Here is a 24779-nt window from a genome sequence, read left to right on the forward strand (position 1 = left end):
CGGCCCGTGCGCCCTTGCCGCGCCGCCCTCGTTGACGCGGGCAGCCTACAAGGTTAGCCCGCGCAGCGATGACCACTTTCCTCGACTTCGAGAAGCCGATCGCCGAGCTTCAGACTCGCATCGACGAACTGCGCCAGACCGCAGAGGGCGGCGCCGTCGATATCGATGCGGAGATCGCTCCGCTCCAGGCCAAGGCCGAGAAGCTCCTCAAGGACACTTATGCCAGGCTCACGCCGTGGCAGAAGACCCAGGTCGCCCGCCACCCCGAGCGCCCGCACTTCAAGCATTATGTCGCCGGGCTGATCGAGGAGTTCATGCCGCTGGGCGGCGACCGCGCCTTTGCCGACGACAATGCGATCCAGGGCGGCCTGGGCCGCTTCCGCGGGCGCCGCGTGATGGTGATCGGCCATGAGAAGGGCGACGACACCGCCAGCCGGCTCAAGCATAATTTCGGCATGGGCAAGCCGGAGGGCTATCGCAAGGCCATTCGCCTGATGGCGCTTGCCGACAAGTTCCATCTGCCGGTGATCACCCTGGTCGACACTTCGGGCGCCTTTCCGGGCGTGCAGGCCGAGGAGCGCGGCCAGGCCGAGGCGATCGCCCGTTCGACCGAGGCATGCCTCAACCTGGGCGTGCCGCTGGTCGCGTCGATCCTGGGCGAGGGCGGCTCGGGCGGCGCGATCGCGCTCGCCGCGGGCAACACCGTGCTGATGATGGAGCATGCGGTCTATTCGGTGATCTCGCCCGAAGGCTGCGCCTCGATCCTGTGGCGCACCGCCGACAAGGCGGCCGAGGCGGCGGAGGCGATGAAGGTCACCGCGCAGCATCTGAAGGAGCTGAAGGTGATCGACCGGATCGTCAGCGAGCCGCTGGGCGGCGCGCACCGCGAGCCCGGGGCAGCCATCCATGCGCTGGGGGATGCGATCGAGGAATCGCTGAAGAAGCTCGACGGCATGTCGCCCGAGAGCCTGCGCCAGGCCCGCCGCGCCAAGTTCCTGGCGATGGGCCGGATCTGACGCTAGCGGACCGGGGCGATGTGTTCGGCGGCGGCCATGCTCGCGCCGATCATGCCCAGGCCCTGGACGACCGCCAGCACCGCGCAGAGCGCCAGGAACGCGACCACCGCGACCTCGATCGCCGTCACTGCCTTTTTGGAGGAAAGCTGCTTCATTCCTTCCTTATAGGAGAGTCGGCTGTACGCCGGGTGAAGCGGCCCGTTTGCCGGGGTTCAGGAAATCTACCGGGGTGCGCCCGAAGGTGGCGGCCCCGAACCCGTCGGGGTTCGCAAGCGCGAACGCGCGCCCGAGCTTATGCGAGGCTCTGGTTCAGGAAGTCTACCAGGGTGCGCCCGAAAGTGGCGGCCCCGAACCCGTCAGGGTTCGCAAGCGCGAACGCGCGCCCGAGCTTATGCGAGGCTCTGGTTCAGGAAATCTACCGGGGTGCGCCCGAAGGTGGCGGCCTCGAACCCGTCAGGGTTCACAAGCGCGAACGCGCGCCCGAGCTTATGCGAGGTTCTTCTAGCAAGAAAAGAGCGGCGGAACCGAGGTTCCGCCGCCCGTTTTCGTTCGCTTCGGCAGAAGGCTTACGAGACCTTCATGCTCGCCGAAACGTTGGTGAAGGTCGACTTCAGCGAGTTGCCGAGGCCCTGCATGGCGGCAATCGCGGCGACGGCGATCAGAGCGGCGATCAGGCCGTACTCGATGGCGGTCGCACCCTTCGAATTCTTCAGGAAGTTGCGAATCTTCTGCATAACCGGTCTCCAGTGTTCAAGGATTGCTTCATTCACCCGGCCTCACCGGAGACTCCGGTTCGGCAGCTTGAAACTACGGAGGGGAAGTAAAGAAACGGCTAAGACCGAGTGTTACGATTCCGTAACCAAGATCAGGATTGCGTGGCTGCCTGCACCTTGTTGGTGACGTTGCTCCACATGTCCGTGGTGGTGTTGGCAACGCTCATCAGGCTGGCCATCATTGCGATGACGATGAGCGCGAGGATGAAGCCATATTCCACTGCGGTCGCTGCGCGGCGGTCATGCATCACATCGCGGATCGCTCGTACAAGGGCTCGCATTGTGGGCGCTTCTTCTCCAATGATGGCAACAATCTAGCCGAAGAGGCTTAACGAAAAGCTGATGATCGCTTCCGATATGTTGTTCGTCGTGGCGGCCGCCCTGATCGATGATCGCGGCCGCGTGCTCCTCCAGCAGCGCCCGCCGGGCAAGCCGATGGCGGGCCTCTGGGAGTTTCCGGGCGGCAAGGTCGAGCCCGGCGAACGCCCCGAAGCGGCGCTGGCGCGCGAACTCCACGAGGAGCTGGGGATCTCGCTCGACCCGTCCGGCCTGAAGCCGCTTGCCTTTGCCAGCGAGCCATTGGAAGGGCGGCACCTGCTGTTGCTGCTCTACACGCTGCGGGCATGGGAGGGCGAACCGGCGGCCCATCACGCAACCGCGCTGCGCTGGGTGACGCCGGCGGAGATGCGGGGAATGGCGATGCCGCCGGCCGACGTGCCGCTGGTGGAGGCGCTGGCAGGGGTGGGTAGCGTCGCGAGCGCATCCGGGACGGCCTAGCCGAACCATCGCTCCGCGGCCCGCGCCGCCTCGCTCTCGTCCGGCGTGTCTTCGCTCGCCCAGGCGACGACGCCGTCGGGCCGCACCAGCACTGCGCTCAGGCCGAGCCGCTCCCGCACATCGCATGCCGTATAGCCGATCCGCCCGTCCCAGCGCGCCGCCACCGCGCGCAGCGATGGGCGCGTATCGAAGTCCAGCAACAGGCCCGCGCTCCCGCGCAGCAGTTCGCCGGCCCGCCGCCCGTCGACGAGCGCGAAGTCCGGAAGGCTTCGGCCGGTCAGTGGATGCGCGCCGCCCAGCGCGTAGCGCAGCGAGACGCCGGATACGCGCTCGGCGAAATAGGTGGCGCCGTCGCGGGTCGCGGTCAGGTCGCGGACGATGGCCGCAAGTGCGCGGGTGCCGGGGGAGGGCCGCATGAGGGCCACTTGCGCCCGCGACCAGTCGAGCACCTGCGCGCCCACCGGGCGGCGCTCGGCCTCGTAGCTGTCGAGCAGGCCGGCGGGTGCCGTGCCCCGGATCGTGGCGGCCAGTTTCCAACCCAGGTTCATCGCGTCGCCGATCCCGAGGTTCAGTCCTTGCCCGCCCAGCGGCGAATGGATGTGCGCGGCGTCGCCCGCGAGCAATATGCGCCCCTTGCGATAGGCGGTCGCCTGATGGGCGCGGTCCGTCCAGCTGGTGGCGAGCCGAAGCGCGCGCAGCGTCACCGTCGTGCCGGTCACCCGGCGCAGCACCGCTTCCACATGTTCGCGCGTGATGGGCCGGGTGCGGTAGAAGGCGCCTCCGTCGAAATCGACCATCGCGATCGTGCCCGGCAGCGCATAGGTGTACATGCCGGCCGCAGTATAGTGCCGGCCGGGCGGCAGCGCTTCCGCATCGGCCATTTCGACTTCCACCGAATAGCCCGTGAACTCGGGATCGGTGCCGGGGAAGTCGAATCCGGCGGCCTTGCGCACCGCGCTGCGCCCGCCATCGCAGCCGATGAGCCAGCGCGTACGGAACGTCTCGCCGCCGGCATGGACCGCCACTTCATCCTCGGACGGAGCAAGTCCCTCGACGCTGCAGCCGCGCCGGATGCAAACGCCCATCGCGCTTGCCCGTGCCGCCAATACGGTCTCGAACGCCTCCAGCGTCACCGCCATGCCGGTGCCGGCGGGACTTGGCAGATGCCAGGGCCAGGCCGCCGGGTCGACATCGTCCTGATAGAATTGGATGCCGGCGAAATGCCCCGCCGGCCGGCGCGGCTGCTGCGCCCAATGCGCGGCGGCAGGGGACGCGGCATCGGCGCGCTGCGCCGCGACGACATCGTCCAGCAGGCCGCGCCGATAGAGCGCCTCGAGCGTCGGCGCCGACAAGCCGCGCATCCCGAAGGGGAGCTGCTTCAGCGGAGAATGCGGGTCCTCCGCCTGCTCCAGCACCAGGACGGACAGGCCGGCCAGGCGCAGCTCGCAGGCGAGGAACAGGCCGACGGGCCCGGCTCCGGCAATGATGGCATCATGAAGGGCGATATGGCGGTGCGGCATGTACTGCTCCCAAGTCGATGATTCGACCGGAGCGTTTCTCGCGCTTGAGAACCACACGGACGAACCGCGGAGCGCCCGGTGGCGTCCGATGTTCGTCGTGGGGATCCCGGGCACGAGGCCAAAGACCAGAGCTTTCGTTACCGAAAGGACTTGGGCTTACCAAACCAAGTCTGCCTTTTCCGACGCGGGCGCCCTTAGCGCCTTGGCCGCGAAACTGCAACCGCGCTCATTGCTTCGGGCGCAAGGCCTCGGCCAGGCTCGTCGTCGCGCTGCCGCGCCGTGCCGGCCTGGGCTGCGATTCGTCCGGTGCCCAGCCGGTCAGGTAGACGATCTCGAAGCGTTCCGCCGTCCTGCCGTCCGGATCGGCGCGCTCGGCAAAGGCCTCGGCGGCCCGGGCCAGCGTATCGCGCGTGAGGGGCGGCGTGCCGGGCAGCAGGTTGGTCGCCGCCATGCCGCGCAGGTCGTGGAGCAGCGAGAACATGCTGCCATAGCGCACCGTCAGCGTCTCGACATCGGCGACCGGCAGCGCGAAGCCGGCACGGGTGAGCAGATCCCCGGCGGCGCGCACGTCGATCTGCGGGTGGAAGCGCGCGGCCGGCCGCTCCGCTTCGGCCTTGAGGAAGGCGCCGCGCAGAGTCGCCAGCGTGCCCGCGCCCAGGAATGCGCCGAGGAACAGTCCGTCGGGCCGGAGCGCCCGGCGCGCAAGGGCGAGTGCACCCGGCACGTCGTTGATCTGATCGAGCACGCCCACGCTCACGACCAGGTCGAAGCTCGCCTCGGGAAAGGGGTGGCGGTCCTCATCGGCCTGGATGCCGCCCGCCATCGTTGCGAAACGCGCGCCGGCATCGATCCGGGTGATGCGCGCGCCCGGCAGCGCGAAGCCGCCGCCGAAGCTGCCCAGGTCGAGCACGTCGCCGAACGCGCGCGTCACCGCCGCAAGCCGGTCCTGGATCCCTTCGAGCATGTGCTCGCGCACGAACCCCTCATAGCGGCGGGCGGCGCGGTCCCGGCGCTTGCGGCGCAGGGCGCGGTCGAAAATCTCGGAGGAATCGCTGGGTCCATTATGGGGCATGGCGCGCTTGTGCGCCGCCGTGCCGCCGGGGACAAGGCGGGCATGGCCCGGTTCCGCGACTATTGCGCTCCCATGCGCCACATCGCGGATCTCGCGCTGCCGCCGCGTTGCCCGGGCTGCGGCACGATCACGCCGGCGGACCACCGCTTCTGTGCCGCCTGCTGGGCCAGCCTCCGTTTTCTCGGCCCGCCCTGGTGTGCTGCCTGCCACGCACCCTTCGATCACGACCGGGGCGAAGGCGCACGCTGTGCCGCCTGCATCGCCGATCCGCCGCGGCATGACGGCGTCCGCGCCGCAGTCGCCTATGGCGAGGTGGCGCGGGCGATCGCGCTCAAGCTCAAATATTCGGGACGGCTCGCCTGTGCCGCCACCATGGCGCGCGCCATGGCCCGGCTGATGCCGGCAGAGGCCGAACTGCTGGTCCCGGTGCCGCTCCATCGCTGGCGGCTCTGGTCGCGCGGCTACAACCAGGCCGGGCTGATCGCCGCCTCCCTCTCCCGTGCGCATGGCGTGCCGTTCGCCCCCGATCTGCTGCGCCGGACAAGGGCCACGCCGGTGCTGCGCGGCCTCGGCGGGGCGGCCCGTGCAAGGGCGGTCGCCGGTGCCTTCGCGCTCGCGCCGGATGCCCGCGCGCGCCTTGCCGGCAGAATGATAGTGCTGGTCGACGACGTCCATACCAGCGGCGCCACTGCCGATGCCTGTGTCCGGGCGCTCAAGCGCGGCGGCGCGGCGCGGGTGATCCTTCTGTGCTGGGCGCGCGTTCTGGCAGACGGAGAGGGTGCGGATTGACAAGCGCCCGGCACGACCACAGGTGTATTCCGCAATGCCCAAGATCGAAATCTATACCAAGGCGTTCTGCCCTTATTGCTACCGCGCCAAGGCGCTGCTCGACGGCAAGCACGCGGAATATGAGGAGATCGACATCTCGATGGGCGGCCCGCGCCGCGCCGAGATGGTCGATCGCGCCCAGGGCCGCACGACCGTCCCCCAGATCTTCATTGCCGGCAAGCATATCGGCGGATCCGACGACCTGGCGGCGCTCGACGCGCGCGGCGGGCTCGATCCGCTGCTCGCTGCCTGACGCGATCGGGCGGCCATGATCGTCTTCGACCTCAAATGCGGTGCCGGCCATGTCTTCGAGGCATGGTTCGGATCGAGCGCGGCCTATGAAGGCCAGCGCGCCGCCGGGCTGGTCGCCTGCCCGATGTGCGGGAGCGCGGAAGTCGCCAAGGCAGTGATGGCGCCCAATGTCGGCGCCAAGGGCAATCGGGTGCCGATGCCAGCGCCGGCATCCGCGCCGGCCGCACAGGGGCAACCGGCACTTTCGCCCGAGATGCTCAAGGCCGCGATGGCTGCGCTGGCGGGCGCGCAGGCGAAGCTGCTCGAGGGCTCGCAATGGGTCGGCACCGCCTTTGCCGACAAGGCGCGCGCGATGCATCTGGGCGAGGCGCCCGCCGCTCCGATCCACGGCCAGGCCTCCCGCGCCGAAGCCGAGGCGCTGATCGAGGAGGGCGTCCCCGTCGCCCCGCTGCCGCTGCCGGTGGTCCCGCCCGAAGCGTGCAATTGACCGGCCGCGCGGGGCCCGATACGACGCGCCTCCGAAACCCAATTGTGCCCCGGTAGCTCAGCAGGACAGAGCAACGGTTTCCTAAACCGCAGGTCGGGAGTTCGAGTCTCTCCCGGGGCACCATTCCTCTCACCGATCCGACTCGGCGGTCCGCCAGCGACGGGACCGGCACATTGCGCTTGCGATGTCGGATCCGGCCGCCCTTCTCGCCCGTCGCCGGGGCGGGAATATTCTCCAGCATGGTGGCTGTGCGGGGAGGGCAAGGAGCGCCCCATACCCTGAGCGTCGCCGACTTCCGCGCTCCGGAGCTGCCCTACAGCGCCACGCCGAGCCCGCGTCCGATCGCCCGCACCCGGCCGATCAGCGGCGAGATCAGCCGGTCCGGGTCCTTGGCTGGCAGGCTCACGCTCTCGGGCAGCACGCCCATCGCTTCGCGCAGCGTCACCGCGCCCTGGCGGAGCGCGGGGCGGGCGACCAGCCACCAGAGGCGGGCATGTTCGCCGTCCACTTCGATCCGCTCCTGCCGGGTGAGCGGCGTGCGAGCGACATGGTCGGCATGGAGCGTGGCAAGGATGCGCGAGAGGCGGCTCAGCGTGCCGAGGTCGGGCACCGGCTCGCGCGCCATGAAATAGCGCACCACCAGCTCGGCATTGGCCTGCACCGCATCGGGTTCGAACACGCCGGCATAGCGCCCGGCGAGCACGCGCGCGGCGCTGGCGGCCATCATCTCGGCATAGCGTTTCGAGGCGCCGCCGGGATGGCAGCGATAGAGAAGCTGGGCCGCGTCGAGCCGGGCGATCTGCCCGAAGCGGCCGAGCCGGTGATAGAGGTCGAAATCCTCGGCGTAGCGCACCTGCGGGCGCTCGAACGGTTCGAGCAGCCGCGCGGCCTCCGCGCGGAACATGACGGTGGACCAGACCAGCGGGTTCTGGGTGAGGAGCAGCCAGTCGATGGTCGCCGGGGTGAGCGGTCGATCGCCCGGCCAGGGCGTGAGACGGCCGTCCTCGAGCAGTTCGGCCGCGGTGGCGACGAGCACGGTGCCGGGATTGGCGTCGAGATGGGCGACCTGCGCGGCGAAGCGGCCGGGCTTGCACAGATCGTCCTGGTCGAGCCCGGCGATGTAGCGCCCACGCGCCGCGGCGAAGGCCTGGTTGCGGGCGAGGACGGGGCCGCCATTGGCCTCGGCATGGAGGATGGTGATGCGCGGATCGGCGAAGCTGGCGAGCAGGGCGCGGGTGTCGTCGGTCGAGCAGTCGTCGACGATCACCAGTTCCCAGTCGGCAAAGTCCTGTGCCAGCACGGAGTCGATCGTCGCGCCGATCCATGGCGCACCGTTATAGGCCGGCATGATGACCGAGATTGCGGGGGCGGGCAGGCCGTTCATGCCGCGAGACTCACGGCCTGGCCGAGCAGCTGGTCGACGATCAGCTGGCCGACATCGTTCTGCCATTGCCACAGGCCGTTGGCCTTGCCCTTGAAGCTCTTCTCGCCGCCCAGCCGGCCTTCGGGGACGAAGCCGGCGGCGAGGCCGATGCCATAGGCGCCGGGCAGCGGCTGTCCCTCCGCGTCGCTGACGCGGCAGAGCTGGTCGGCCAGGCGCGGGCGGCCCGGCGCATGGGCGGCAAGGGCGATACGCTGGCCTGCCGCGTCGAGCAGCGGCAGGGCGTGCGGGCGATAGCCGAGCGCGGCGACGATGACATCGGCTTCGGCAAGGATGCGGGCGGCGTTGGAATCCGGGCCGGCGAGCCGGTGGAGCCGGACGCGCGGATCGGGGGTGCGGCCGCCGATGCGGAGCATGCGCAGCACCAGCTCGCGCGCTTCGAGCCGGAAGCCGGCCAGGCGATAGACGAAACCCGAAAGCGGGCAGATGTCGTCGGGGCCGAAATCGGTGAAGCCGTCGGCATGGGCAGCCTCGGCATTGGGATACCAGGGGCGCAGCGCCTCGCGATGGAGCAGGCTCAGGCTCTCGGCGCCGAACGGGATGTCGGATTTGAGGAGGAGGACCGCGGAGGCGATTGCCGAGGTGGATGCGCCGATGATCGCGATGCGCGGCGCCCGGCTATGGGCGATGCGGGCGCGCAGCCGCTCCATGCCGCCCGTGCGCAGCATGTCGTCGCACAGCATCAGCCGTTCGCCGGCCTGCTCGCCCAGTTGCGCGCCGGCGACGGTGGCGGCGGCAATGTCGCTGGCCGACTGATAGCCGCCGGTGGCAAGGACGATGTTCTCGGAGAGCAGTTCGTGTTGCGCCCCGCTGGCGAGGTCGCGGATGCGGGTCTGCCACAGCCCGGCGGCGGTGCGGCGGCTGTCGAGCACTTCATGGCCGGTGTGCACGCGGCCGCCGCTCTCGGCCAGGATCGCGCCGACGCGCTGGCCCATCGCTTCGAGGAAGGGGCCGGTGCGATGGAGGGGGACGCCGAGCTTGCCGGCATAGCGGGCGATCTCGCGGGCGGCGGGGTGATCGATCAGCGCGGCGATGCCCGGTTCGGGATTGTCCTTCACTGCACTGAGGAAGGTCTCGGCCGTGCTGTCCGAGGTGATGGCGTAGTTGGGCAGCTGGCCGGCGCCGAGGCTCGGCCCGCGCTCGATCACGGCGAGGCCGGCGCCGAGTTCGCGCAGCTTGCCTCGCTTGCTCGCCGAGATGAGGAAGGCGATGCCGGCCGGGCCGCCGCCGACCAGGACCGTGGAAAGAATCCGGGGCTGCGGGGCCGGGACGACGATGTGCGGCTTGCGGAGCGCGGCATGGAGGGCGCCGCAGACGGTGGCGACATCGGCTTCGGTCATGGCGTCGGTGACCGGAAGCGAGAGCATCCGGGCGGCGAGATCGTCTGCAACAGGCGTGGGATACAGCAGGCTCTCGCGCTGGAAATAGGGCTGCTGGGCGAGGTGCGGTGCGAAATAATGGCCGCTGCCGATGCCCTTGCCGGCGAGCTCCGCGATCACCGCGGCACGGTCGATGCCCCGGGGCAGGAGCATCGGCATGAACTGTGCGACCTGGCGGACGGCGCTGGTCGCCTGCAGCGTGACGGCGTCGCCGAGACAGGCGCGATAGGCGCGGTCGAGCGCGGCGCGATGCTCGGCAACCGCGTCGATTTCGTCGAGCTTGGCGAGCGCGAGCAGGCCAAGCACTTCAGGCAGCTTGGCGTTGGTGCCCGGCTCGGTCGCCGAGCGGGGGAGGCCGAAGCCGAAATTGTGCATGCGGCGAAGCGCATCGATCCGCTCGGCATCGGCGCTATAGATGAGCCCGCCCTCGGCCGTCGCGAAGGTCTTGGTCGCGTGCATCGAGAAGACGGCGGCGAAAGGGGCGCCGGTGCCGAAGCCGCGGCCGGCGGCGTCGATGCTGCCGAGCGAGGCGGCGCCATCGACCACGACGCCGACGCCATGCTGTTCCGAAAGCCGGGCGTAGCGGGCCAGATCGGTGCAGGTGCCGAAGGTGTCGTACGGGACGAGCACCGCGATCTCGCCGGCATGGCGGGCGAGCATAGCCTCCTCGGCTTCGGCGCTTGCCGCCCAGTCGGTGGGGGCGCTGTCGATGAGGATCGGCGTCAGCCCGGCCCAGATGGCGGCATGCGCGGTGGCGGCGAACGTGAAGCTCGGGATCAGGGCGTATTTGCCCCTGCGGCCTTCCGCCGCCTGGCGGATCGCCAGGATCAGGCCGATCGTGGCGTTGTTGACCGCCAGCGCGGCGCCCTGGCCGCCGAACAGTTCCGCGACTGCGCGGCTCTCGAATTCACGGACGACGGGGCCGCCATTGCTGTAGACGCCGCGTGCCTCGATGGATCGCAGCGCCTCGGTCAGCTTGCTCAGCCGCGGTGGCCGCGGTGCGATCAGCGGAAATTCGTGCATGTCCCCGGCAAGGTCCCTCATCCCGATGCCGAAACTATGCGCGATGGTCTCCTAATATTGCGTAAGGGCCCGCTTCAGCGCCACCAGCTCGCGATCGAGCGCTTGGAGAAAGGCCGAGCGGTCGGCGGGGGAGAAGGGCCGGGGGCCACCGATCTGGTCGCCGCCGGCGCGCAGATCGGCCATGATCGCCCGGGTCGCGATCGCCGCGCCGATGGAGCTGGTGGTGAACGGCTTGCCGTTCGGGGCCAGCACCTTCGATCCCGCCTTGAGCGCGCGGTCGGCCAGCAGGATATCGGCAGTGATCACCACCGTGTCCGCGCCAGCCTGTTCGGCGATCCAGTCGTCAGCGGCATCGAAGCCGTCGCTCACGACCTGGCGGCTGACGAGCGGGTGCTGGGGCACGCGCAGCCAGGCATTGCTCACGATCACCACCGGCACCGCGTGCCGCCAGGCGACCTTGTAGACCTCGTCCTTCACCGGGCAGGCATCGGCGTCGACGAGGACCCTCACCTGGGCGCGTGACCCCGGGGCGGGCCCTTGCGGTGCGGTTTGGCCTGATAGTTGGGACGGTTCGGGCCGTTGCGCTGCGGCCGGGCGCCCTGCACCGGACCTTCCGACGGCTCGATGCGGACATCGTCGTCACCCTCGGCGGAACGGGCGACGGCGCTGAGGAACTTGGCCGCGAGCGCCCGCGGTATCTGGAAGGCGGTTTCGTTCGGCCCGATCCGGATCGCGCCCACTTCGGCCTTGGTGATGTGGCCGCGGCGGCAGATCAGCGGCAATATCCAGCGCGGATCGGCGTTCTGGCGGCGGCCGATATCCATGCGGAACCAGGCGACGTCGTCGAAGCCGGGGCGGTGCTGGCCGGCCTGGCGCTCCTCGCGCCTGTCCGAATGGCTGCGGTCGCTGAGTTCCTCGGGCGCGGGCAGCGCGGCGCGATGGGCGCGCACCAGCGCGGCGGCGAGTTCCTCGGGGCTGCGCTCGGCGAGCAGGCGCTCGGCGATGGCGGCATCCTCTTCCTCGATCTCCACGGGTGCGAGCAGCGCGGCGATCAGCCGCTCGCGATCCTGCGCGCGGATCGCCTCGGCACTCGGCACCTCGACCCATTCGACCGGGATGCGCGCGCCCTTGAGCATCATCTCCACGCGGCGCCGGCGCGGATAGGGGACGATGAGCACCGCGGTGCCCTTCTTGCCGGCGCGGCCGGTGCGGCCCGAGCGGTGCTGGAGCGTCTCGGCATCGCGCGGCAGCTCGACATGCACCACCAGAGTGAGCGTGGGCAGGTCGATGCCGCGCGCCGCCACGTCGGTGGCGACGCAGACGCGCGCGCGCTGGTCGCGCAGCGCCTGGAGCGCGTGGTTGCGCTCGTTCTGGCTATGCTCGCCCGACAGCGCCACGGCGGCGAAACCGCGCTCGACCAGGCTGGCATGGAGATGGCGGACATTGTCGCGCGTCGCGCAGAACAGGATCGCCGTCTCCGCCTCGTGGAAGCGCAGCAGGTTGATCACCGCATGCTCGATGTCCGAGGGGCTGACGGTCATCGCCTGATAGCTGATGTCGCCATGGCCGCGATCCTCGCCCACGGTCGAGATGCGCAGCGCGTCCTTCTGGTAGCGCCTGGCGAGCGCCACGATCGGCTTGGGCATGGTCGCCGAGAAGAGCAGGGTGCGGCGCGTCTCGGGCGTGCCGTCGAGGATCGCCTCCAGATCGTCGCGAAAGCCCATGTCGAGCATCTCGTCGGCTTCGTCGAGCACCACCGCGCGCAGCGCCGAGAGATCGAGCGCGCCGCGTTCGAGATGATCGCGCAGGCGGCCCGGGGTGCCGACGACGACATGGGCGCCATAGCTCAGCTGGCGGCGTTCCTTCGAGGCGTCCATCCCGCCTACGCAGGTGGCGATGCGCGCGCCGGTGGGGCCGTAGAGCCAGACGAGCTCGCGGCTCACCTGGAGCGCCAGCTCGCGGGTAGGGGCGATGATCAGTGCATGCGGCTCGCGGGTCGGCTCGATGCGGCCATCCTCGCCGAGCAGTTCGGGATGCATGGCGAGGCCGAAGGCGACGGTCTTGCCCGATCCCGTCTGGGCGGAAACGATGAGGTCGCGGCCCGCGGCCTCGGGAGCGATGACGGCGGCCTGGACGGCCGTGGGCGCGGCATAACCACGCGCTGCGAGCGCTTCGGCGAGAAGCGCAGGAAGATCGGCAAATGACATGAGGCCCCGCACATGGGCTCGCCGGGCCCGCATCGCAAGGGAAAAGAGGGTTGATCTCCGGCGGCGTCCTATTGTGTCGTTCAACCGCGTGGTTGAGCAACTAAATGGCGGATTTCGCCGGATCTCGGTTGCGGCTCGTAAATTCGTTGCGGCGAAAACATTGCCTTCGCTGAATCGCCCGCACGTGCGTGGAGCACCGGCGAAGGCACCGGAGTCGGGATTGTCTCGCCGACATTGCCGCTCTTTGCTCCCCTCCCGAAGAGGGGAGCAAACGCGGTCAGCCGATCAGTGCCCGCACGCCGTCCGCCAGGCCGGTGGTAGGCCGGCCGATCAGCTGCGAGAGCTGGCGGCTGTCGTCGAACAGCGCGCCGTTCGCGGTATCGATGTCCCAGGCGGCGAGCATTTCGGCGAAGGGCGCGGGGACGCCCGCGCCGGCGAGCGCGGCGGCATAATCGGCCTGGGCAAGGTCATGATAGGGAATGGCGCGGCCGGCCTGGCGCGAGACTTCGGCGGCGAGCCCGGCAAGGGTGAAAATGGTGTCGCCGGCCAGCTCATAGGTCTTGCCGTCATGTCCGGTGCCGAGCAGCACCGCGACTGCGGCGTCGGCATAGTCCGCGCGGGACGCGGCGGCGATGCGGCCTTCCCCGGCGGCACCGATCAGCGTGCCGTGCGCCAGGGCACCCTGTACCGAGGCGGCATAGTTTTCGAGATACCAGCCGTTGCGCAGGAAGGTGTGCGGGATGCCCGAGGCGGCGATCGCCCGCTCGGTCTCGGCGTGCTCTATGCCCAGGCTCAGCGGCGTGGTGTCGGCCCGCAACAGGCTGGTATAGACGATGCGGCCGACGCCGGCTTGCCGGGCCGCCGCGACGATTGCCGCATGCTGCGGCGCGCGCTTGCCGACTTCGCTCGACGAGATGAGCAGCAACGTGTCGACGCCGGCGAGCGCGGGAGCGAGCGCCTCCGGCCGGTCATAGTCGAAGCGGCGCGCCTCGACGCCGAGATCGCCGGCCCTTTCCGGATTGCGGGCGAGCGCGACGATCTCGCTGGCGGGCAGCTTCTCCTTGAGCTTTTCGACGACGATGCGGCCGAGCTGGCCGGTGGCTCCGGTGATGGCGATGGTCATTGGATCCGTTCCTTCCTTGGGGACGGACATCCAGATATTGGCCTTGCTTACTAATCGTAAGTACATACATAAATGTAAGTATGGAAAATCCTGCAGAACCCTTCTCGGTCCGCGTGCGGCGCGGCGACCTGATGTCGCCCGATTGCCCTTCGCGCGAGGTGCTGCGGCACCTGACCAGCCAATGGGGCGTGCTGATCCTGATCGCGCTGGAAGGCGGCACGCATCGCTTCAGCGAACTGCGCCGCAAGGTGGGCGGGGTGAGCGAGCGGATGCTGGCGCAGACGCTGCAATGGCTGGAGGGCGACGGACTGGTCGATCGCGTCGCCTATCCGGTGGTGCCGCCGCACGTCGAATACAGCCTGACGCCGATGGGGCGCGAGGCGGCGGCGCATGTGCGCGGCCTGGCCGATTGGATCGAGGCGAGCATGCCCCGTATCGCGCAGCGGCGCGGGGCGCGGCTGGCGGCGGAATAGTCCCTGCGACCGAACGAGGGCGGCGGGCGGGTCTCGTCGCCGGACGATGTGGGGCCGGCAGGGGCGAGGGCGCCGAGTGCGGGCGCCCTCGCGGCTGGATCAGAAGCTCGCCCAATCCTTGGCAGGCGCTGCCGGCGCCGGCCTGGTGGGCACGCCGCCGGTACGCGGCTTCGGCTGCGCCCGGGGACGCGCGGGCAGGCCGGCGCGCGGCGAGGCGCCGACGTCGAACTTCGCCGCTTGTTCGCCGAGCGCGCCGACTTCGCCGGTGAGCTTGCGCGCCGCCGCCGAGGTCTGCTCGACCATCGCGGCATTCTGCTGGGTGCCGCGATCCATGTCGCCGATCGCGGTGCTGATCTGGGTGATCGCGGCCGCCTGGGCCTGATTGTCGCCGGCCATCTGGCCGAGCAGCGCATGGACCTCGCCCACATCGCCCGAAATGTCGGCGAGCGCGCCGTCGACCCTGCGGACCATCCCGACGGCGGTGCCGATATCGGCCTGGGTGGCGGTCAGCTGGTCGCGGGCGCGGCCGGCTTCCTCCTCGGCGCGCATCGCGAGCGCCGAGACCAGATCGGCGACCACCGCGAAGCCGCGGCCCGCCTCGCCGGCGCGGCCCGCTTCCACCGCGGCGTTCATCGCGAGCACCCGCGTCTGGAAGGCGATCTTGTCCAGGCCCTCGATCACGCTGTCGATGCCCTTGGCGCTGTCGCTGACGCGCGTCATCGCCTGCACCGCCTCGTCGGCGATCGCACGGCCGCCCGCCACGGTGGCGGTGGCGTCGTCGGCGCGCGCGACGGTGCGGCCGGCGGCTTCGGCGGTGGTCTTGAGCCGCACATCCATCTGGCCGACCGCGGCCGAGGTCTCCTCCAGGCTGGCGGCATTGGCTTCGGTGCGACGGGCGAGATCCTCCGCGGCCTGGGCGATCTCGCTCGAGCCGGTCTGGATCGTCGCGGCGCTTTCCATCACCGCGCCGATCAGGCCGCGCAATGCGGCGAGCGCGTCGTTGAAGTTGGTCTTCAGCTCGGCATAGCCCGTGGGGAAGCCCTCACCGATCTCGGCGGTGAGGTCGCCGCGGGTAAGGCGCGCAAGGCTGGCGCCGAGATGGGTGACCGCGATCGACTGTTCCTCGGCCTGGCGGGCCTGTTCGAATGCGTTGTCGCGAAAGACCCCCATCGCCTTGGTCATGCGGCCGACGCAGTCCTGATAGTCGCCGAACAGGATCGGGCTGGCGAGGTCACCGGCGGCGAGCGCTTCCATGCGGACCACGGTGGAGACATAGGGGTCGGCGATCGCGGCGCGATAGCGGGCGCACTGGATCGCGGCGCCGCCGATCAGCAGCACCGAGATCGGCACCGCCGCCAGAGGCGGCGCGAGGAAGGCGACGAGCGCGATCAGCGCCATGACGCCGATCAGCGAGCCGAAGGCGACGTACAGCTTGAGACGGATAGGCGCGATGGCCTGGAACCAGTGCATCGAGAATCCTCCTACACGGCCTCCGGGCGATACGGCCCGGGAAGCCAGTTGCTCGGCCGGCCGCGCGGGAAGCGGGATCGGACAAGCCCTTTGTAGGAGACACATGATGGAAACATTATTTTGCTTGTGAAATTCGACATGGGGAGTGTTGTAATATTTCCGACCTGGTCGACGAGATCATGCGTCGCGTGCCGGGTGTGCCGGGAAATCATGTCCGGGCGGGTTTCCGGCAGCGCCTGAACCGGACCCTAGAGCGCGAGCCCCGCGGCGCGGCCGCTCGCCCAGGCCCATTGGAAATTGTAGCCGCCGAGCCAGCCGGTTACGTCCACTGCTTCGCCGATCGCGTAGAGGCCGGGCACCTTGCGGGCTTCCATCGTCTGCGAGCTGAGTTCCGCGGTGCTGATGCCGCCGATGGTGACTTCGGCTTTCGCAAAGCCTTCGGTGCCGCCGGGCGCGAAGCGCCAGTCGGCGAGGCGGCGGGCCGCGTCCTCGAGCTTGCGATCGGGCGTGTTGGCGAGTTCGGCGGGCAGGGCGAGCTTCTCGGCCAGCGCCTCGGCCAGGCGCGTGGGCAGCGCCTCGCCGAGCAGCTTGCGCAGGGTGGCGCGGGGGCGGGCGCGCTTGGCGGCGGGCAGCCAGCCCGGCCCGGCATCGGGCAGGAAATCGACGCCGATGCTCTCGCCGTGGCGCCAATAGCTCGAGATCTGGAGGATCGCGGGCCCGGACAGGCCGCGATGGGTAAACAGCGCGGCCTCGCGGAAGCGTGCCTTGCCGGCGCTGGCGGTGACTTCGGTCGAGACGCCCGAAAGCTCGCGGAACAGCGCTTCCTCGCCGCTCAGCGTGAGCGGGACGAGGGCGGGGCGAGGCTCGACGACCTTGAGGCCGAAGCGGCGGGCGAAGTCATAGGCGAAGCCGGTCGCCCCCAGCTTGGGGATCGAGGGGCCGCCGGTGGCGAGCACCAGCGCGGGCGCCGTGGCGATGCGCCTGCCGCAGGCGATTTGCCAGCGGGCATCGGCGTGCTCGACCCGCGGCGCGTCGCCCAGCCAGATCTCCACCTGGCCGCGGGCGCATTCGTCGAGCAGCATGTCGACGATCTGGCGCGCGGAGCCGTCGCAGAAGAGCTGGCCCAGCGTCTTCTCGTGCCAGGCGATGCGGTGACGCTCGACCAGGTCGAGGAAATCCTGCGCGGTGTAGCGGCCGAGCGCGGACTTCATGAAATGCGGGTTCTGCGAGAGGTAGCGATCGGGCGCGGTGCCGAGATTGGTGAAGTTGCAGCGGCCACCGCCCGAGATCAGGATCTTCTTGCCCGGCGCATCGGCATGATCGACGAGGAGCACGCGCTTGCCCCGCTGGCCGGCAGTGAGCGCACACATGAGCCCCGCGGCGCCGGCTCCCAGGATGATCGCGTCGTACATTGCGGCGGGCCTAGCAGGTGTTCGGCCTGCGGCAAGCGGCAGCGCTCCCCGGGCTAGTGCAGCTTGGCGATGCTGAGCCCGTCCAGCTTCGCGCGCTCCTTCACCGATTCCTCGCTGCGGGTGAGCGCCTTGGCGATGGCCTTCAGCGCCATGCCCTTCTTTGCCAGCGTGTGGAGCTTCTGGACTTCGTCGGGGCGCCAGGGCTGGCGATGGCGTTCGAAACGTTCGGCCATTGGTATCTCCTGAAGCAAAAGGGCGGGCTCCCTCGGGAACCCGCCCTTCGCATGTTCAGCGGCAGGGCCCATGGCCCCGGCCGGCTTACTTGACGTGCTTCGCGATGTGCTTGTTCATCTCGAACATCGTCACCTTGTCGGTGCCGAAGATCGGACGCAGCGTGTCATCGGCGAGGATCTCGCGCTTGTTCGCCGGGTTCTGCAGGTTGTTCTTCTTGATATAGTCCCACAGCTTGCTGACGACTTCGCTGCGCGGAAGGTCCGCGGAGCCGGTGATCTTGGCCAGCTCGGGCGAGGGGGTCACCGGCTTGGCGATACCGCCGCGTGCTTTGGTCTCGGCCATAAAGTCTTCTCCTGTTCCTGCCCTGGACGGGCTATGCCTTCGTGGGCGCCAGCGGCGTGTGCGAACCCTTTCGCCGCTTTTCGTGCCTACGATGTACCGCGGTGAGAGCATTCGTCCTCACCTGCAACCCTTTGATCGTGACAAAACGCGTCTGTCTAGAGAGCAGATGCGCCGAGACGGGCTCCGAGAGCGATATTTCGGGGATAACTGGGGTTAAACGGCCGGTAGGAGAGGGGAATTTGCCGTGCTATCGTGCGATTTCATGGCGAAAGGGGAGAGCGGGATGCGCGGTCTGGTGCTCGGCGGGTTGCTGATTCTGGCGGGCTGCGGCGGCGGCGGAACCACCGGCACCAACTATTCCGATCCGCCGCCCATGGCCGAGATCGTCGCCACGCCGAGCCCGAGGGCGAGCGAGACGCCCGAACCGGTGGTGGTGAGCAACAATGTTACGGATGAGGCTCCCGCGGCGACGGAAAACGAAAATACGGCAGCGACAAACGCAATGTAAGGTGGACAAGGCCGCGCGGGCTTGTCTAAGGGGAACCCATCATGACGGCTCGCGCGCTTCTCGGACTGCGACTTATCCGCCCTTAGGGGCCGGACGCGCACGCGCACGCCCCTAAGGGCAATTCACAGGTCTGAACCCAAGTCTCCAGCCGAGAGAGAGCTGTCATGCTGCGCGATCCGAGTATCAAATATCGTCCGTTCCCCCAGGTAAACCTGCCCGGCCGCCAATGGCCGAGCCGCACCATCACCAAGGCGCCCCGCTGGCTGTCGACCGACATGCGCGACGGCAACCAGGCGCTGATCGACCCGATGGATGCCGAGAAGAAGACCCGCTTCTTCGAGCTGCTCTGCAAGGTGGGCGTGAAGGAGATCGAAGTCGGCTTTCCGAGCGCGGGTGCCACCGAGTTCGATTTCATCTCGAGCCTGGTCCGGCAGGACAGGATCCCCGACGACGTGATCGTCCAGGTGCTCACCCAGTCGCGCCAGGACCTGATCGAGACCAGCTTCCAGAGCCTGAAGGGCGCGAAACAGGCGATCGTTCATCTCTACAATGCCGTCTCGCCGGCATGGCGCCGCATCGTGTTCGGCATGAGCCGCGAGGAGATCAAGGGCATCGCGATCGCCGGCGCCAAGGTGCTGCGCGACGAGGCCGCCAAGCAGCCCGATACCGACTGGCATTTCGAGTATAGCCCGGAGACCTTCTCGACCGCCGAGCTCGATTTCTCGGTCGAGGTCTGCGAGGCGGTGATGGACATCCTGCGCCCGACCACCGAGCGCCCGCTGATCCTCAACCTGCCGGCCACGGTCGAGGCGGCGACGCCCAACATATATGCCGACCAGATCGAGTGGTTCTGCCGAAACATCCGAAGCCGCGAGACGGTGGTGATCAGCCTCCACACCCACAATGATCGCGGCACCGGCGTCGCCGCGTCCGAACTGGGGCTGCTGGCGGGCGCGGACCGTGTCGAGGGCTGCCTGTTCGGAAACGGCGAGCGCACCGGCAATGTCGACATCGTCACGCTGGCGCTCAACATGTACACGCAAGGCGTTGATCCGGGGCTGGATTTCTCGAACATCGACGAGGTGATCCAGACAGTCGAATACTGCAATCAGATCCCCGTCCATCCGCGGCATCCTTATGCGGGCGACCTGGTGTTCACGGCATTCTCCGGTAGCCATCAGGACGCGATCAAAAAGGGTTTCGCCGCACAGGAAGCGCGCAACGACGAGATCTGGGACGTGCCCTATCTGCCGATCGATCCCAAGGATCTGGGGCGCGATTACGAGGCGGTGATCCGGGTCAATTCGCAATCGGGCAAGGGTGGCGTCGCCTGGGTGCTCGAGCAGGACAAGGGGCTGAAGCTCCCCAAGCGGATGCAGGCCGATTTCTCGCGTCACGTCCAGGCGCTGGCCGACGAGACCAGCCGCGAGCTCAATGCCGCCGACATCTGGGGCCGCTTCGAGCAGACCTATCTGCCGGGCGCCGGGGATCGCTTCGCGCTGGTCGATTACGAGGAGACCGGCGCCGCCGGGCAGCGCGTGTTCGTCGGCCGGATCGCGGTGGACGGGGAAGCGCGCTCGATCTCCGGCCGCGGCAACGGCCTGATCTCGGGCGTGATCGACGCGCTGGCGGGCACGACCGGGCCGGCGCTCGACGTCGTCGACTATAGCGAGCATGCGATCGGCCATGGTGCCGATGCGCAGGCGGCCGCCTATGTCGAATGCCGTACCGCCGAGGGGCGCACGGTGTTCGGCGTAGGCATCGATGCCGACATCGCGACGGCTTCGGTGCGCGCGGTGCTCAGCGCGGCGAACCGAGCCTGAGCGCGCCCGGCAGCGGCACCTTGCGGCGCCGGGATTCGTTCCGAATCGGCAACGGTTTGCGATTGTCCCGAATCGCGCGGCGGACCTAGGATGCGGGCAGCGATCGCAGGGGGGATGCATGATCCTGACGTTGATTGTTGCCCTGATGGGCGACGGCGAGCCGGTTGTTCAGCGCCGTGCCCAGCCGGTGCTGCTCGAGCGCCGCGCCTATCGGTGCCTGATGCGGCATCTGGACGAGGTGCGCCTGGCCTCCGGAAAGGTGGTGATCGACCTCACCACCTGCCCGCCCTCGCTGGTGCAGGGTTCCTATCCCGTGCCGCCGGGCGAGCGCATCCTGCCCTTGACCGTTCCCGAGCTGAAGTGCCTCCGGCAGGCGAGCAGGCCGAATATGGGGATCGCTGACTTCTCGCGGCCAGGTAAGGTTGCGCTCTATCTCTCGCCCTGTGGGGGGCGCCGCTGATGACGACTCCGGCGACCGGCGCGATGCATGCCCCGCCTGCACGGCGAGGCTGGGCGCCGGTGATCGACTGGATCCGGATCGGTGCCGACATCGCCGTGGTGGTGACGGTCGCCGTGATGGTCTGGATCTATTTCGCGGGGCGAAGCGATGCCGAGCATATGCGGCGCCAGGAAATGACCGCGTCGCTGCTGGCGATGAAATATGACGAAGCCCTGCGGGGTCCGCAGCAGCGCGTGAACAAATACTTCACCGACGCGCGGGGCATTTACGACAAGGCGTATATCGCACGCATCGCCGGCAAGCCCTATCCGGCCCAGGACATCCCACCGGAGATTCGCGCGGATCTGCAGAAGCTGACCGACTATTATGCCGACATCGCGAGTTGCGCGGCCAACAATCTCTGCGATGCGCAGATGGTCGAACTCTGGTTCAAGAACGATATCCACGCCTTTGCCTGCCATGTTTATCTGGTCGGCCTGCCCGAGCTGCGACAGAGCCTGGGCGACAGCTATGGCGCGGCGCTGGTGGCCTATGCCGGGAAATGCGGCCCGAATTAATTCGCGGTCCAGCCGAACTCCTTCACTTGCGACGCGATCGAGGAATTGCGGAGCTCGACACAGGCAGCGGCGCGATCGGCACCGACCATGGCGGGATTGATGGCCACGAAGGGCTTCATCATCCTCTCGGGGTCGCCGCATCCCTCCGCGATGATCCGGGCCAGCGAGAAGCTGAGCGCCGCCATCACCACTCCCATGGCGGCCAGATCCTTGTTGGCGACGCCAACCCTGGCCATTTCCAGGACAGGCCCGTCCAGGGGCAGATATCGCTGCGCGACGTTGAAGCGGGCCACCAGTTCGCGGGCATTGGCCACCGCGCTCGTTCCGGCGGGCTGGCTCATGTACCGGGACATCGCGCGCAAGAAAGCGAGAGCCGCATAGTTGTTGGGCGCGAGGCTGGTCAGGTCGACCTTGCCGAACAGGGGTTCCATCTTCGCAAGATACTGGCGCCCGCCTGCCAAATCGAAGGAGCCGGTCATCGATCCGCGCATCGCGCTCATGAACAGCATGACGGTCTTCCATTTCATCCCGTCGGGCGTGCCCGGGGAGAATGCATCCAGCGCCGCGGCGAGGTCGTAGGGGGTGCCGGCATTGACTGCCTCGACGGATCGCTTGGATATCACCAGCAGGGCATCCAGGTCCCGCTCCATCGCATCGAAGCGCCCGGGCGAATAGGTCGTGCACTGCCCGGCGGGAGCCATCAGCAGGCTGGTGGAGTCGCTGAGATCGGAATTGGCCTGCGCGGCCCGGAACTTCTCCGGCTTGATCAGCGCCACGGACAATAGCAGCACCTTGGGCAGCAGGCGCTTGGTGAGTTGCTGCGAGCGCAGGGCGCGGCAGGCGCTCGATCCATGAAGATCGGCCGATACCACCTCGTCGATCAGGGAAGTGGTGGCGAAGCCCGACAACAGGCCGATCGGCAAGGTGCCGTTGCTGATCATCGATTGGAGCCCGAGCAGATCGGCTTCCAGCTCGGCGCTCTCGCCCTGCTTCGGCAGCACGAGATGGGCTGCTTCGTGCGCCATGAGGAACTGTACGCTCAGCCAGGGCGCGTTGGCGAGGAACTGTTCGATCGTCAATCCATCGGCATCGCTCGGTTCCCAGGGCACTGGGCTGGCCTGTGCGAGATGGGCGGTCACCGCTGCATCGAGGCAGCTGGCCCATCCTCCGCCACGGCGGATACAGGCCTGGGCGGCGGGTTTTACCTTCTCTTCGCCACGCGTGTTGCCGGACAGGTGATAGGCCTGAAGGAGCAGCATTCGGCACTGCCGGGGAAGGAAGGCCGCCGGGACGATGATCTTGGGCGCTCCCTGTCCGCCCATCGGGGCGCCTGCCTGCGGTCCCAGCAGATATTCATTGACCGTCTCTTCGATCCGGACCCTGGAAAGCGTATCGAAATAGCGGACGGGGAAGCTCTCGGTCAGCGCCTGTTTCAGTCGCCATTTTTCCTGCTCGCCCAGATGCTGGGGCAACTGGTTGCAGAGTTCGAGCTGCGGATTGCCTGCTGCATGCGCGGGGCTTGCCGACAGGAGCGACAGGGCGGCCGCGATCGGCGGCAAAGCCAGCTTGCACCAGGATAGCATTGCGATTCCCCCTTGCGGACCGCCGGTGACGGCCAGCGCAATGGAGACTATCAAAGCGCACGGGATCGCGAAACGGAGAGGTTCCGGAAATTGGGTCCAGAACGAGGCTATCCGCGGGGGGCTAGCGTGTCCGGACGATCTCGCAGCCGATGCGCGCATCGGGATAGATGTCGAGCTTCATCGAGCGGACAGTGACGCGGATCACCCGCGGATCCTTCAGCGCCAGGGCTGCGACCTGCTCGCAAAGCGTCTCCTGCAGCTCGAAATGCCGCGATTCCACAAGCTTGCGGATGCCGGTTCGCAGGAAGTCGTAATCCACCACCGCGTCGATCCGGTCCTCCGGCGGCGCGGGATAGCGGCAGGTCATCGCGACGTGCAGCGTCACGCGCTGGGGGGCGGCCCGTTCCTCGGGATGGATGCCCAGGCCCATCGCCACTTCGAGCCCGTCGAGCAGGATGGCATACTCAGCCATGCGGGCGCTCCCGCCCCTCGAACATCACGTCGCCGTCGCGCTGCAGGAAGCGCTGGCCGCAATCGACGAAGACATTCTGGCCGGTGATGCTCCGGGCGGTGAGCAGATGCTCGACCGTGGCGGCGATGTCGGCCAGCGCGACGGGGCGCTGGAGCAGGTTCTGGCGGGCATGCCCGGCGAATTCCTCGGCAGTCTGGTCGAGGCTGGGGAGCGTGAGGCCCGGCGAGACCGCGTTCACCCGGATGCGCGGCGCGAGGCCGCGGGCGAGCAGTTCGGTCGCAGTGGCGAGCGCTGCCTTGCTGAGCGTGTAGGTCAGGAAATCGGGATTGAGGTTGGCGAGCTTCTGGTCGAGCAGGTTGACCACGGCGCCCTCATCGAGATCGTCCTGCGCCGCCAGCGCCGAGGCGAGCGCGACGGGAGCGCCGCAATTGACGCGCATGTGCCGGTCGAGCAGCGCGAAATCGGTGAGGGGCAGGGCGTCCCAGGCGAATTGGGAGGCGTTGTTGACCAGCCCCTCCACCGCACCGCCCAGCCCGTTCCGCGCCGCCGCGATCAATGCGGGGGCGGTCTCCGCCTCGGCCAGTTCGCCGCTCACTACGCAGGCGGTGCCGCCCTCGGCTTCGATCTGCGCGCGCAGCGCCGCGGCCTCGCCGGGGGCATGGTGATGGTGGATCGCCACGGCATGGCCGCGCAGCGCCAGCCGGCGGGCGATCGCCGCGCCGATCCGTCTTGCCCCGCCGGTGACCAATATCCGCATCAATAGCCCATCAGCTTGAGCACTTCCTGGCGGCTGCGCTCGTCGTCGCGGAACACGCCCATCATCCGGCTGGTGACCATGCCGACGCCAGGCGTGCGCACGCCGCGCGCGGTCATGCAGCCATGCGTCGCCTCGATCACGACGGCGACGCCCTGGGGCCGCAGCTTGTCCCAGATGCAGTCCGCCACCTGCGCGGTGAGCCGTTCCTGCACCTGGAGCCGGCTGGCGAAGCCGTGGAGCACGCGCGCCAGCTTGGAAATGCCGACGACCCGGTCCTTGGGCAGATAGGCGATCGACGCCTTGCCGGTGATCGGCGCCATGTGATGTTCGCAATGCGACTGGAACGGAATGCCGTTCAGCAGGACGATATCGTCATAGCCGCCCACTTCCTCGAACACGCGGCCCAGGTGATGCGCGGGGTCCTCGTCATAGCCCTGGCAATATTCCTTCCAGGCGCGGGCGACGCGCTGCGGCGTGTCGAGCAGCCCCTCGCGCCCGGGATCGTCGCCGGCCCAGCGGATCAGCGTGCGGATCGCGTCCGAGACTTCGGCGGGGACCGGAATTTTGGCCGACGGCGCAACGATGTCGCCATCTTCGGGCCCCTCGTGATCATGCACCATTTTCTTCTCTTCCTCGCGACTTTCGGTCTTTACGCTACGGCATCTGCGGTTCTTGCAGAAACCGAGTGTGGCTCAACTGTATCTCATCGAGAAAAACGGCGGGAAACTGCGGAGTTCCGGCCCTTATCCCCGTTGACGGGCTGAAAAATGCAGCGTTAGTTTCGCTGGCG

General features: G+C 68.6%; 28 protein-coding genes and 1 tRNA gene. 11 read left to right on the forward strand and 18 right to left on the reverse strand.

Annotated elements, in window-relative coordinates; all coding sequences use genetic code 11:
• Positions 1–68: 68 nt before the first annotated feature.
• Complete coding sequence (locus FHR20_RS03450) at positions 69–1016, forward strand: acetyl-CoA carboxylase carboxyltransferase subunit alpha (RefSeq protein WP_167298227.1); 948 nt, start codon at positions 69–71, stop codon at positions 1014–1016.
• Between the two features lie 2 nt (positions 1017–1018).
• Here FHR20_RS03450 and FHR20_RS03455 read toward each other — a convergent pair whose 3' ends face one another.
• The 3 genes from FHR20_RS03455 to FHR20_RS03465 form a co-directional block, all read right to left on the reverse strand.
• Positions 1019–1171, reverse strand: a complete 153-nt coding sequence (locus FHR20_RS03455; protein WP_167298228.1) for a hypothetical protein — start codon at positions 1169–1171, stop codon at positions 1019–1021.
• Positions 1172–1582: 411 nt separating this feature from the next.
• Positions 1583–1750, reverse strand: coding sequence for a Flp family type IVb pilin (locus tag FHR20_RS03460; RefSeq protein WP_086128950.1), 168 nt, complete (start codon positions 1748–1750; stop codon positions 1583–1585).
• 131 nt (positions 1751–1881) lie between these two features.
• A complete protein-coding gene (locus FHR20_RS03465) occupies positions 1882–2070 on the reverse strand; it encodes a Flp family type IVb pilin (RefSeq protein WP_167298229.1) in 189 nt (62 codons plus the stop codon).
• 61 nt (positions 2071–2131) lie between these two features.
• Here FHR20_RS03465 and FHR20_RS03470 point away from each other — a divergent pair, with 61 nt between their 5' ends.
• Positions 2132–2566: a (deoxy)nucleoside triphosphate pyrophosphohydrolase gene (locus tag FHR20_RS03470; RefSeq protein WP_167298230.1), complete on the forward strand. Its 435-nt coding sequence runs from the start codon at positions 2132–2134 to the stop codon at positions 2564–2566.
• Here the strand turns inward: FHR20_RS03470 and FHR20_RS03475 are convergent.
• Together FHR20_RS03475 and FHR20_RS03480 are read right to left on the reverse strand one after the other, a co-directional pair.
• Positions 2563–4086 (reverse strand): FAD-dependent monooxygenase, encoded by a 1524-nt coding sequence (locus FHR20_RS03475; protein ID WP_167298231.1) that lies wholly within the window; start codon positions 4084–4086, stop codon positions 2563–2565. The genes FHR20_RS03470 and FHR20_RS03475 overlap by 4 nt on opposite strands.
• A gap of 226 nt (positions 4087–4312) precedes the next feature.
• Positions 4313–5158 carry a methyltransferase domain-containing protein gene (locus tag FHR20_RS03480; RefSeq protein ID WP_167298232.1) on the reverse strand — a complete coding sequence of 282 codons (846 nt, stop codon included), beginning with the start codon at positions 5156–5158 and terminating at the stop codon, positions 4313–4315.
• A gap of 42 nt (positions 5159–5200) precedes the next feature.
• Between FHR20_RS03480 and FHR20_RS03485 the strand changes: the two genes are divergently transcribed.
• The 4 genes from FHR20_RS03485 (at position 5201) to FHR20_RS03500 (ending at position 6848) form a co-directional block, all read left to right on the forward strand.
• Positions 5201–5947: a ComF family protein gene (locus tag FHR20_RS03485; RefSeq protein ID WP_167299353.1), complete on the forward strand. Its 747-nt coding sequence runs from the start codon at positions 5201–5203 to the stop codon at positions 5945–5947.
• A gap of 34 nt (positions 5948–5981) precedes the next feature.
• Positions 5982–6239, forward strand: coding sequence for a glutaredoxin 3 (gene grxC, locus FHR20_RS03490; protein ID WP_167298233.1), 258 nt, complete (start codon positions 5982–5984; stop codon positions 6237–6239).
• A gap of 15 nt (positions 6240–6254) precedes the next feature.
• A complete protein-coding gene (locus FHR20_RS03495) occupies positions 6255–6725 on the forward strand; it encodes a DUF1178 family protein (protein ID WP_167298234.1) in 471 nt (156 codons plus the stop codon).
• Between the two features lie 46 nt (positions 6726–6771).
• Positions 6772–6848, forward strand: a tRNA-Arg gene (locus FHR20_RS03500).
• 190 nt (positions 6849–7038) lie between these two features.
• Here the strand turns inward: FHR20_RS03500 and FHR20_RS03505 are convergent.
• The 5 genes from FHR20_RS03505 to FHR20_RS03525 all read right to left on the reverse strand — a co-directional run bounded on the left by FHR20_RS03505 (position 7039) and on the right by FHR20_RS03525 (position 13898).
• Complete coding sequence (locus FHR20_RS03505) at positions 7039–8109, reverse strand: glycosyltransferase family 2 protein (RefSeq protein WP_167298235.1); 1071 nt, start codon at positions 8107–8109, stop codon at positions 7039–7041.
• Positions 8106–10568 carry a DegT/DnrJ/EryC1/StrS family aminotransferase gene (locus FHR20_RS03510; RefSeq protein ID WP_167298236.1) on the reverse strand — a complete coding sequence of 821 codons (2463 nt, stop codon included), beginning with the start codon at positions 10566–10568 and terminating at the stop codon, positions 8106–8108. Before FHR20_RS03510 ends, FHR20_RS03505 begins: the two co-directional genes overlap by 4 nt.
• Positions 10569–10619: 51 nt before the next feature.
• The gene (locus tag FHR20_RS03515; RefSeq protein WP_167298237.1) at positions 10620–11078 is read right to left on the reverse strand and encodes a YaiI/YqxD family protein; all 459 of its coding nucleotides are present in this window, start codon (positions 11076–11078) and stop codon (positions 10620–10622) included.
• On the reverse strand, positions 11075–12775 hold the full coding sequence (locus FHR20_RS03520) for a DEAD/DEAH box helicase (protein ID WP_167298238.1): 1701 nt from the start codon (positions 12773–12775) through the stop codon (positions 11075–11077). The genes FHR20_RS03515 and FHR20_RS03520 overlap by 4 nt, the downstream gene beginning before the upstream one ends.
• A 277-nt stretch (positions 12776–13052) precedes the next feature.
• Positions 13053–13898 carry an NAD(P)H-binding protein gene (locus tag FHR20_RS03525; RefSeq protein ID WP_167298239.1) on the reverse strand — a complete coding sequence of 282 codons (846 nt, stop codon included), beginning with the start codon at positions 13896–13898 and terminating at the stop codon, positions 13053–13055.
• A gap of 80 nt (positions 13899–13978) precedes the next feature.
• Here FHR20_RS03525 and FHR20_RS03530 point away from each other — a divergent pair, with 80 nt between their 5' ends.
• Entirely contained in the window at positions 13979–14371 is a 393-nt protein-coding gene (locus tag FHR20_RS03530; RefSeq protein ID WP_167298240.1) for a winged helix-turn-helix transcriptional regulator, read from the forward strand.
• 99 nt (positions 14372–14470) lie between these two features.
• Here the strand turns inward: FHR20_RS03530 and FHR20_RS03535 are convergent, their stop codons facing one another.
• The 4 genes from FHR20_RS03535 to FHR20_RS03550 form a co-directional block, all read right to left on the reverse strand.
• On the reverse strand, positions 14471–15841 hold the full coding sequence (locus FHR20_RS03535; protein ID WP_167298241.1) for a methyl-accepting chemotaxis protein: 1371 nt from the start codon (positions 15839–15841) through the stop codon (positions 14471–14473).
• 248 nt (positions 15842–16089) lie between these two features.
• Positions 16090–17253, reverse strand: a complete 1164-nt coding sequence (locus FHR20_RS03540; protein WP_167298242.1) for a BaiN/RdsA family NAD(P)/FAD-dependent oxidoreductase — start codon at positions 17251–17253, stop codon at positions 16090–16092.
• 53 nt (positions 17254–17306) lie between these two features.
• Positions 17307–17486, reverse strand: a complete 180-nt coding sequence (locus tag FHR20_RS03545; protein WP_137862246.1) for a hypothetical protein — start codon at positions 17484–17486, stop codon at positions 17307–17309.
• A gap of 85 nt (positions 17487–17571) precedes the next feature.
• On the reverse strand, positions 17572–17829 hold the full coding sequence (locus FHR20_RS03550) for an SWIB/MDM2 domain-containing protein (RefSeq protein ID WP_086128965.1): 258 nt from the start codon (positions 17827–17829) through the stop codon (positions 17572–17574).
• 283 nt (positions 17830–18112) lie between these two features.
• Here FHR20_RS03550 and FHR20_RS03555 point away from each other — a divergent pair, with 283 nt between their 5' ends.
• The 4 genes from FHR20_RS03555 to FHR20_RS03570 all read left to right on the forward strand — a co-directional run bounded on the left by FHR20_RS03555 (position 18113) and on the right by FHR20_RS03570 (position 21177).
• Positions 18113–18337 carry a hypothetical protein gene (locus FHR20_RS03555; protein WP_167298243.1) on the forward strand — a complete coding sequence of 75 codons (225 nt, stop codon included), beginning with the start codon at positions 18113–18115 and terminating at the stop codon, positions 18335–18337.
• A 164-nt stretch (positions 18338–18501) separates the two neighbouring features.
• Positions 18502–20160, forward strand: a complete 1659-nt coding sequence (leuA, locus tag FHR20_RS03560) for a 2-isopropylmalate synthase (RefSeq protein WP_167298244.1) — start codon at positions 18502–18504, stop codon at positions 20158–20160.
• Positions 20161–20278: 118 nt separating this feature from the next.
• Entirely contained in the window at positions 20279–20620 is a 342-nt protein-coding gene (locus FHR20_RS03565) for a hypothetical protein (protein ID WP_167298245.1), read from the forward strand.
• Entirely contained in the window at positions 20620–21177 is a 558-nt protein-coding gene (locus FHR20_RS03570) for a hypothetical protein (protein WP_167298246.1), read from the forward strand. The genes FHR20_RS03565 and FHR20_RS03570 overlap by 1 nt, the downstream gene beginning before the upstream one ends.
• Here FHR20_RS03570 and FHR20_RS03575 read toward each other — a convergent pair.
• From FHR20_RS03575 to folE, 4 genes are all read right to left on the reverse strand, one after another.
• Positions 21174–22760, reverse strand: a complete 1587-nt coding sequence (locus tag FHR20_RS03575) for a hypothetical protein (RefSeq protein ID WP_167298247.1) — start codon at positions 22758–22760, stop codon at positions 21174–21176. The two genes, FHR20_RS03570 and FHR20_RS03575, sit on opposite strands and share 4 nt — an antisense overlap.
• Before the next feature lie 121 nt (positions 22761–22881).
• Complete coding sequence (locus FHR20_RS03580; RefSeq protein WP_167298248.1) at positions 22882–23232, reverse strand: dihydroneopterin aldolase; 351 nt, start codon at positions 23230–23232, stop codon at positions 22882–22884.
• A complete protein-coding gene (locus FHR20_RS03585) occupies positions 23225–23989 on the reverse strand; it encodes an SDR family oxidoreductase (protein WP_167298249.1) in 765 nt (254 codons plus the stop codon). The genes FHR20_RS03580 and FHR20_RS03585 overlap by 8 nt, the downstream gene beginning before the upstream one ends.
• Positions 23989–24609 (reverse strand): GTP cyclohydrolase I FolE, encoded by a 621-nt coding sequence (gene folE / locus FHR20_RS03590; RefSeq protein WP_167298250.1) that lies wholly within the window; start codon positions 24607–24609, stop codon positions 23989–23991. Before folE ends, FHR20_RS03585 begins: the two co-directional genes overlap by 1 nt.
• Positions 24610–24779: the final 170 nt, after the last annotated feature.

The sequence above is a fragment of the Sphingomonas leidyi genome (genome assembly GCF_011761945.1).
Lineage (GTDB): Bacteria > Pseudomonadota > Alphaproteobacteria > Sphingomonadales > Sphingomonadaceae > Sphingomonas > Sphingomonas leidyi.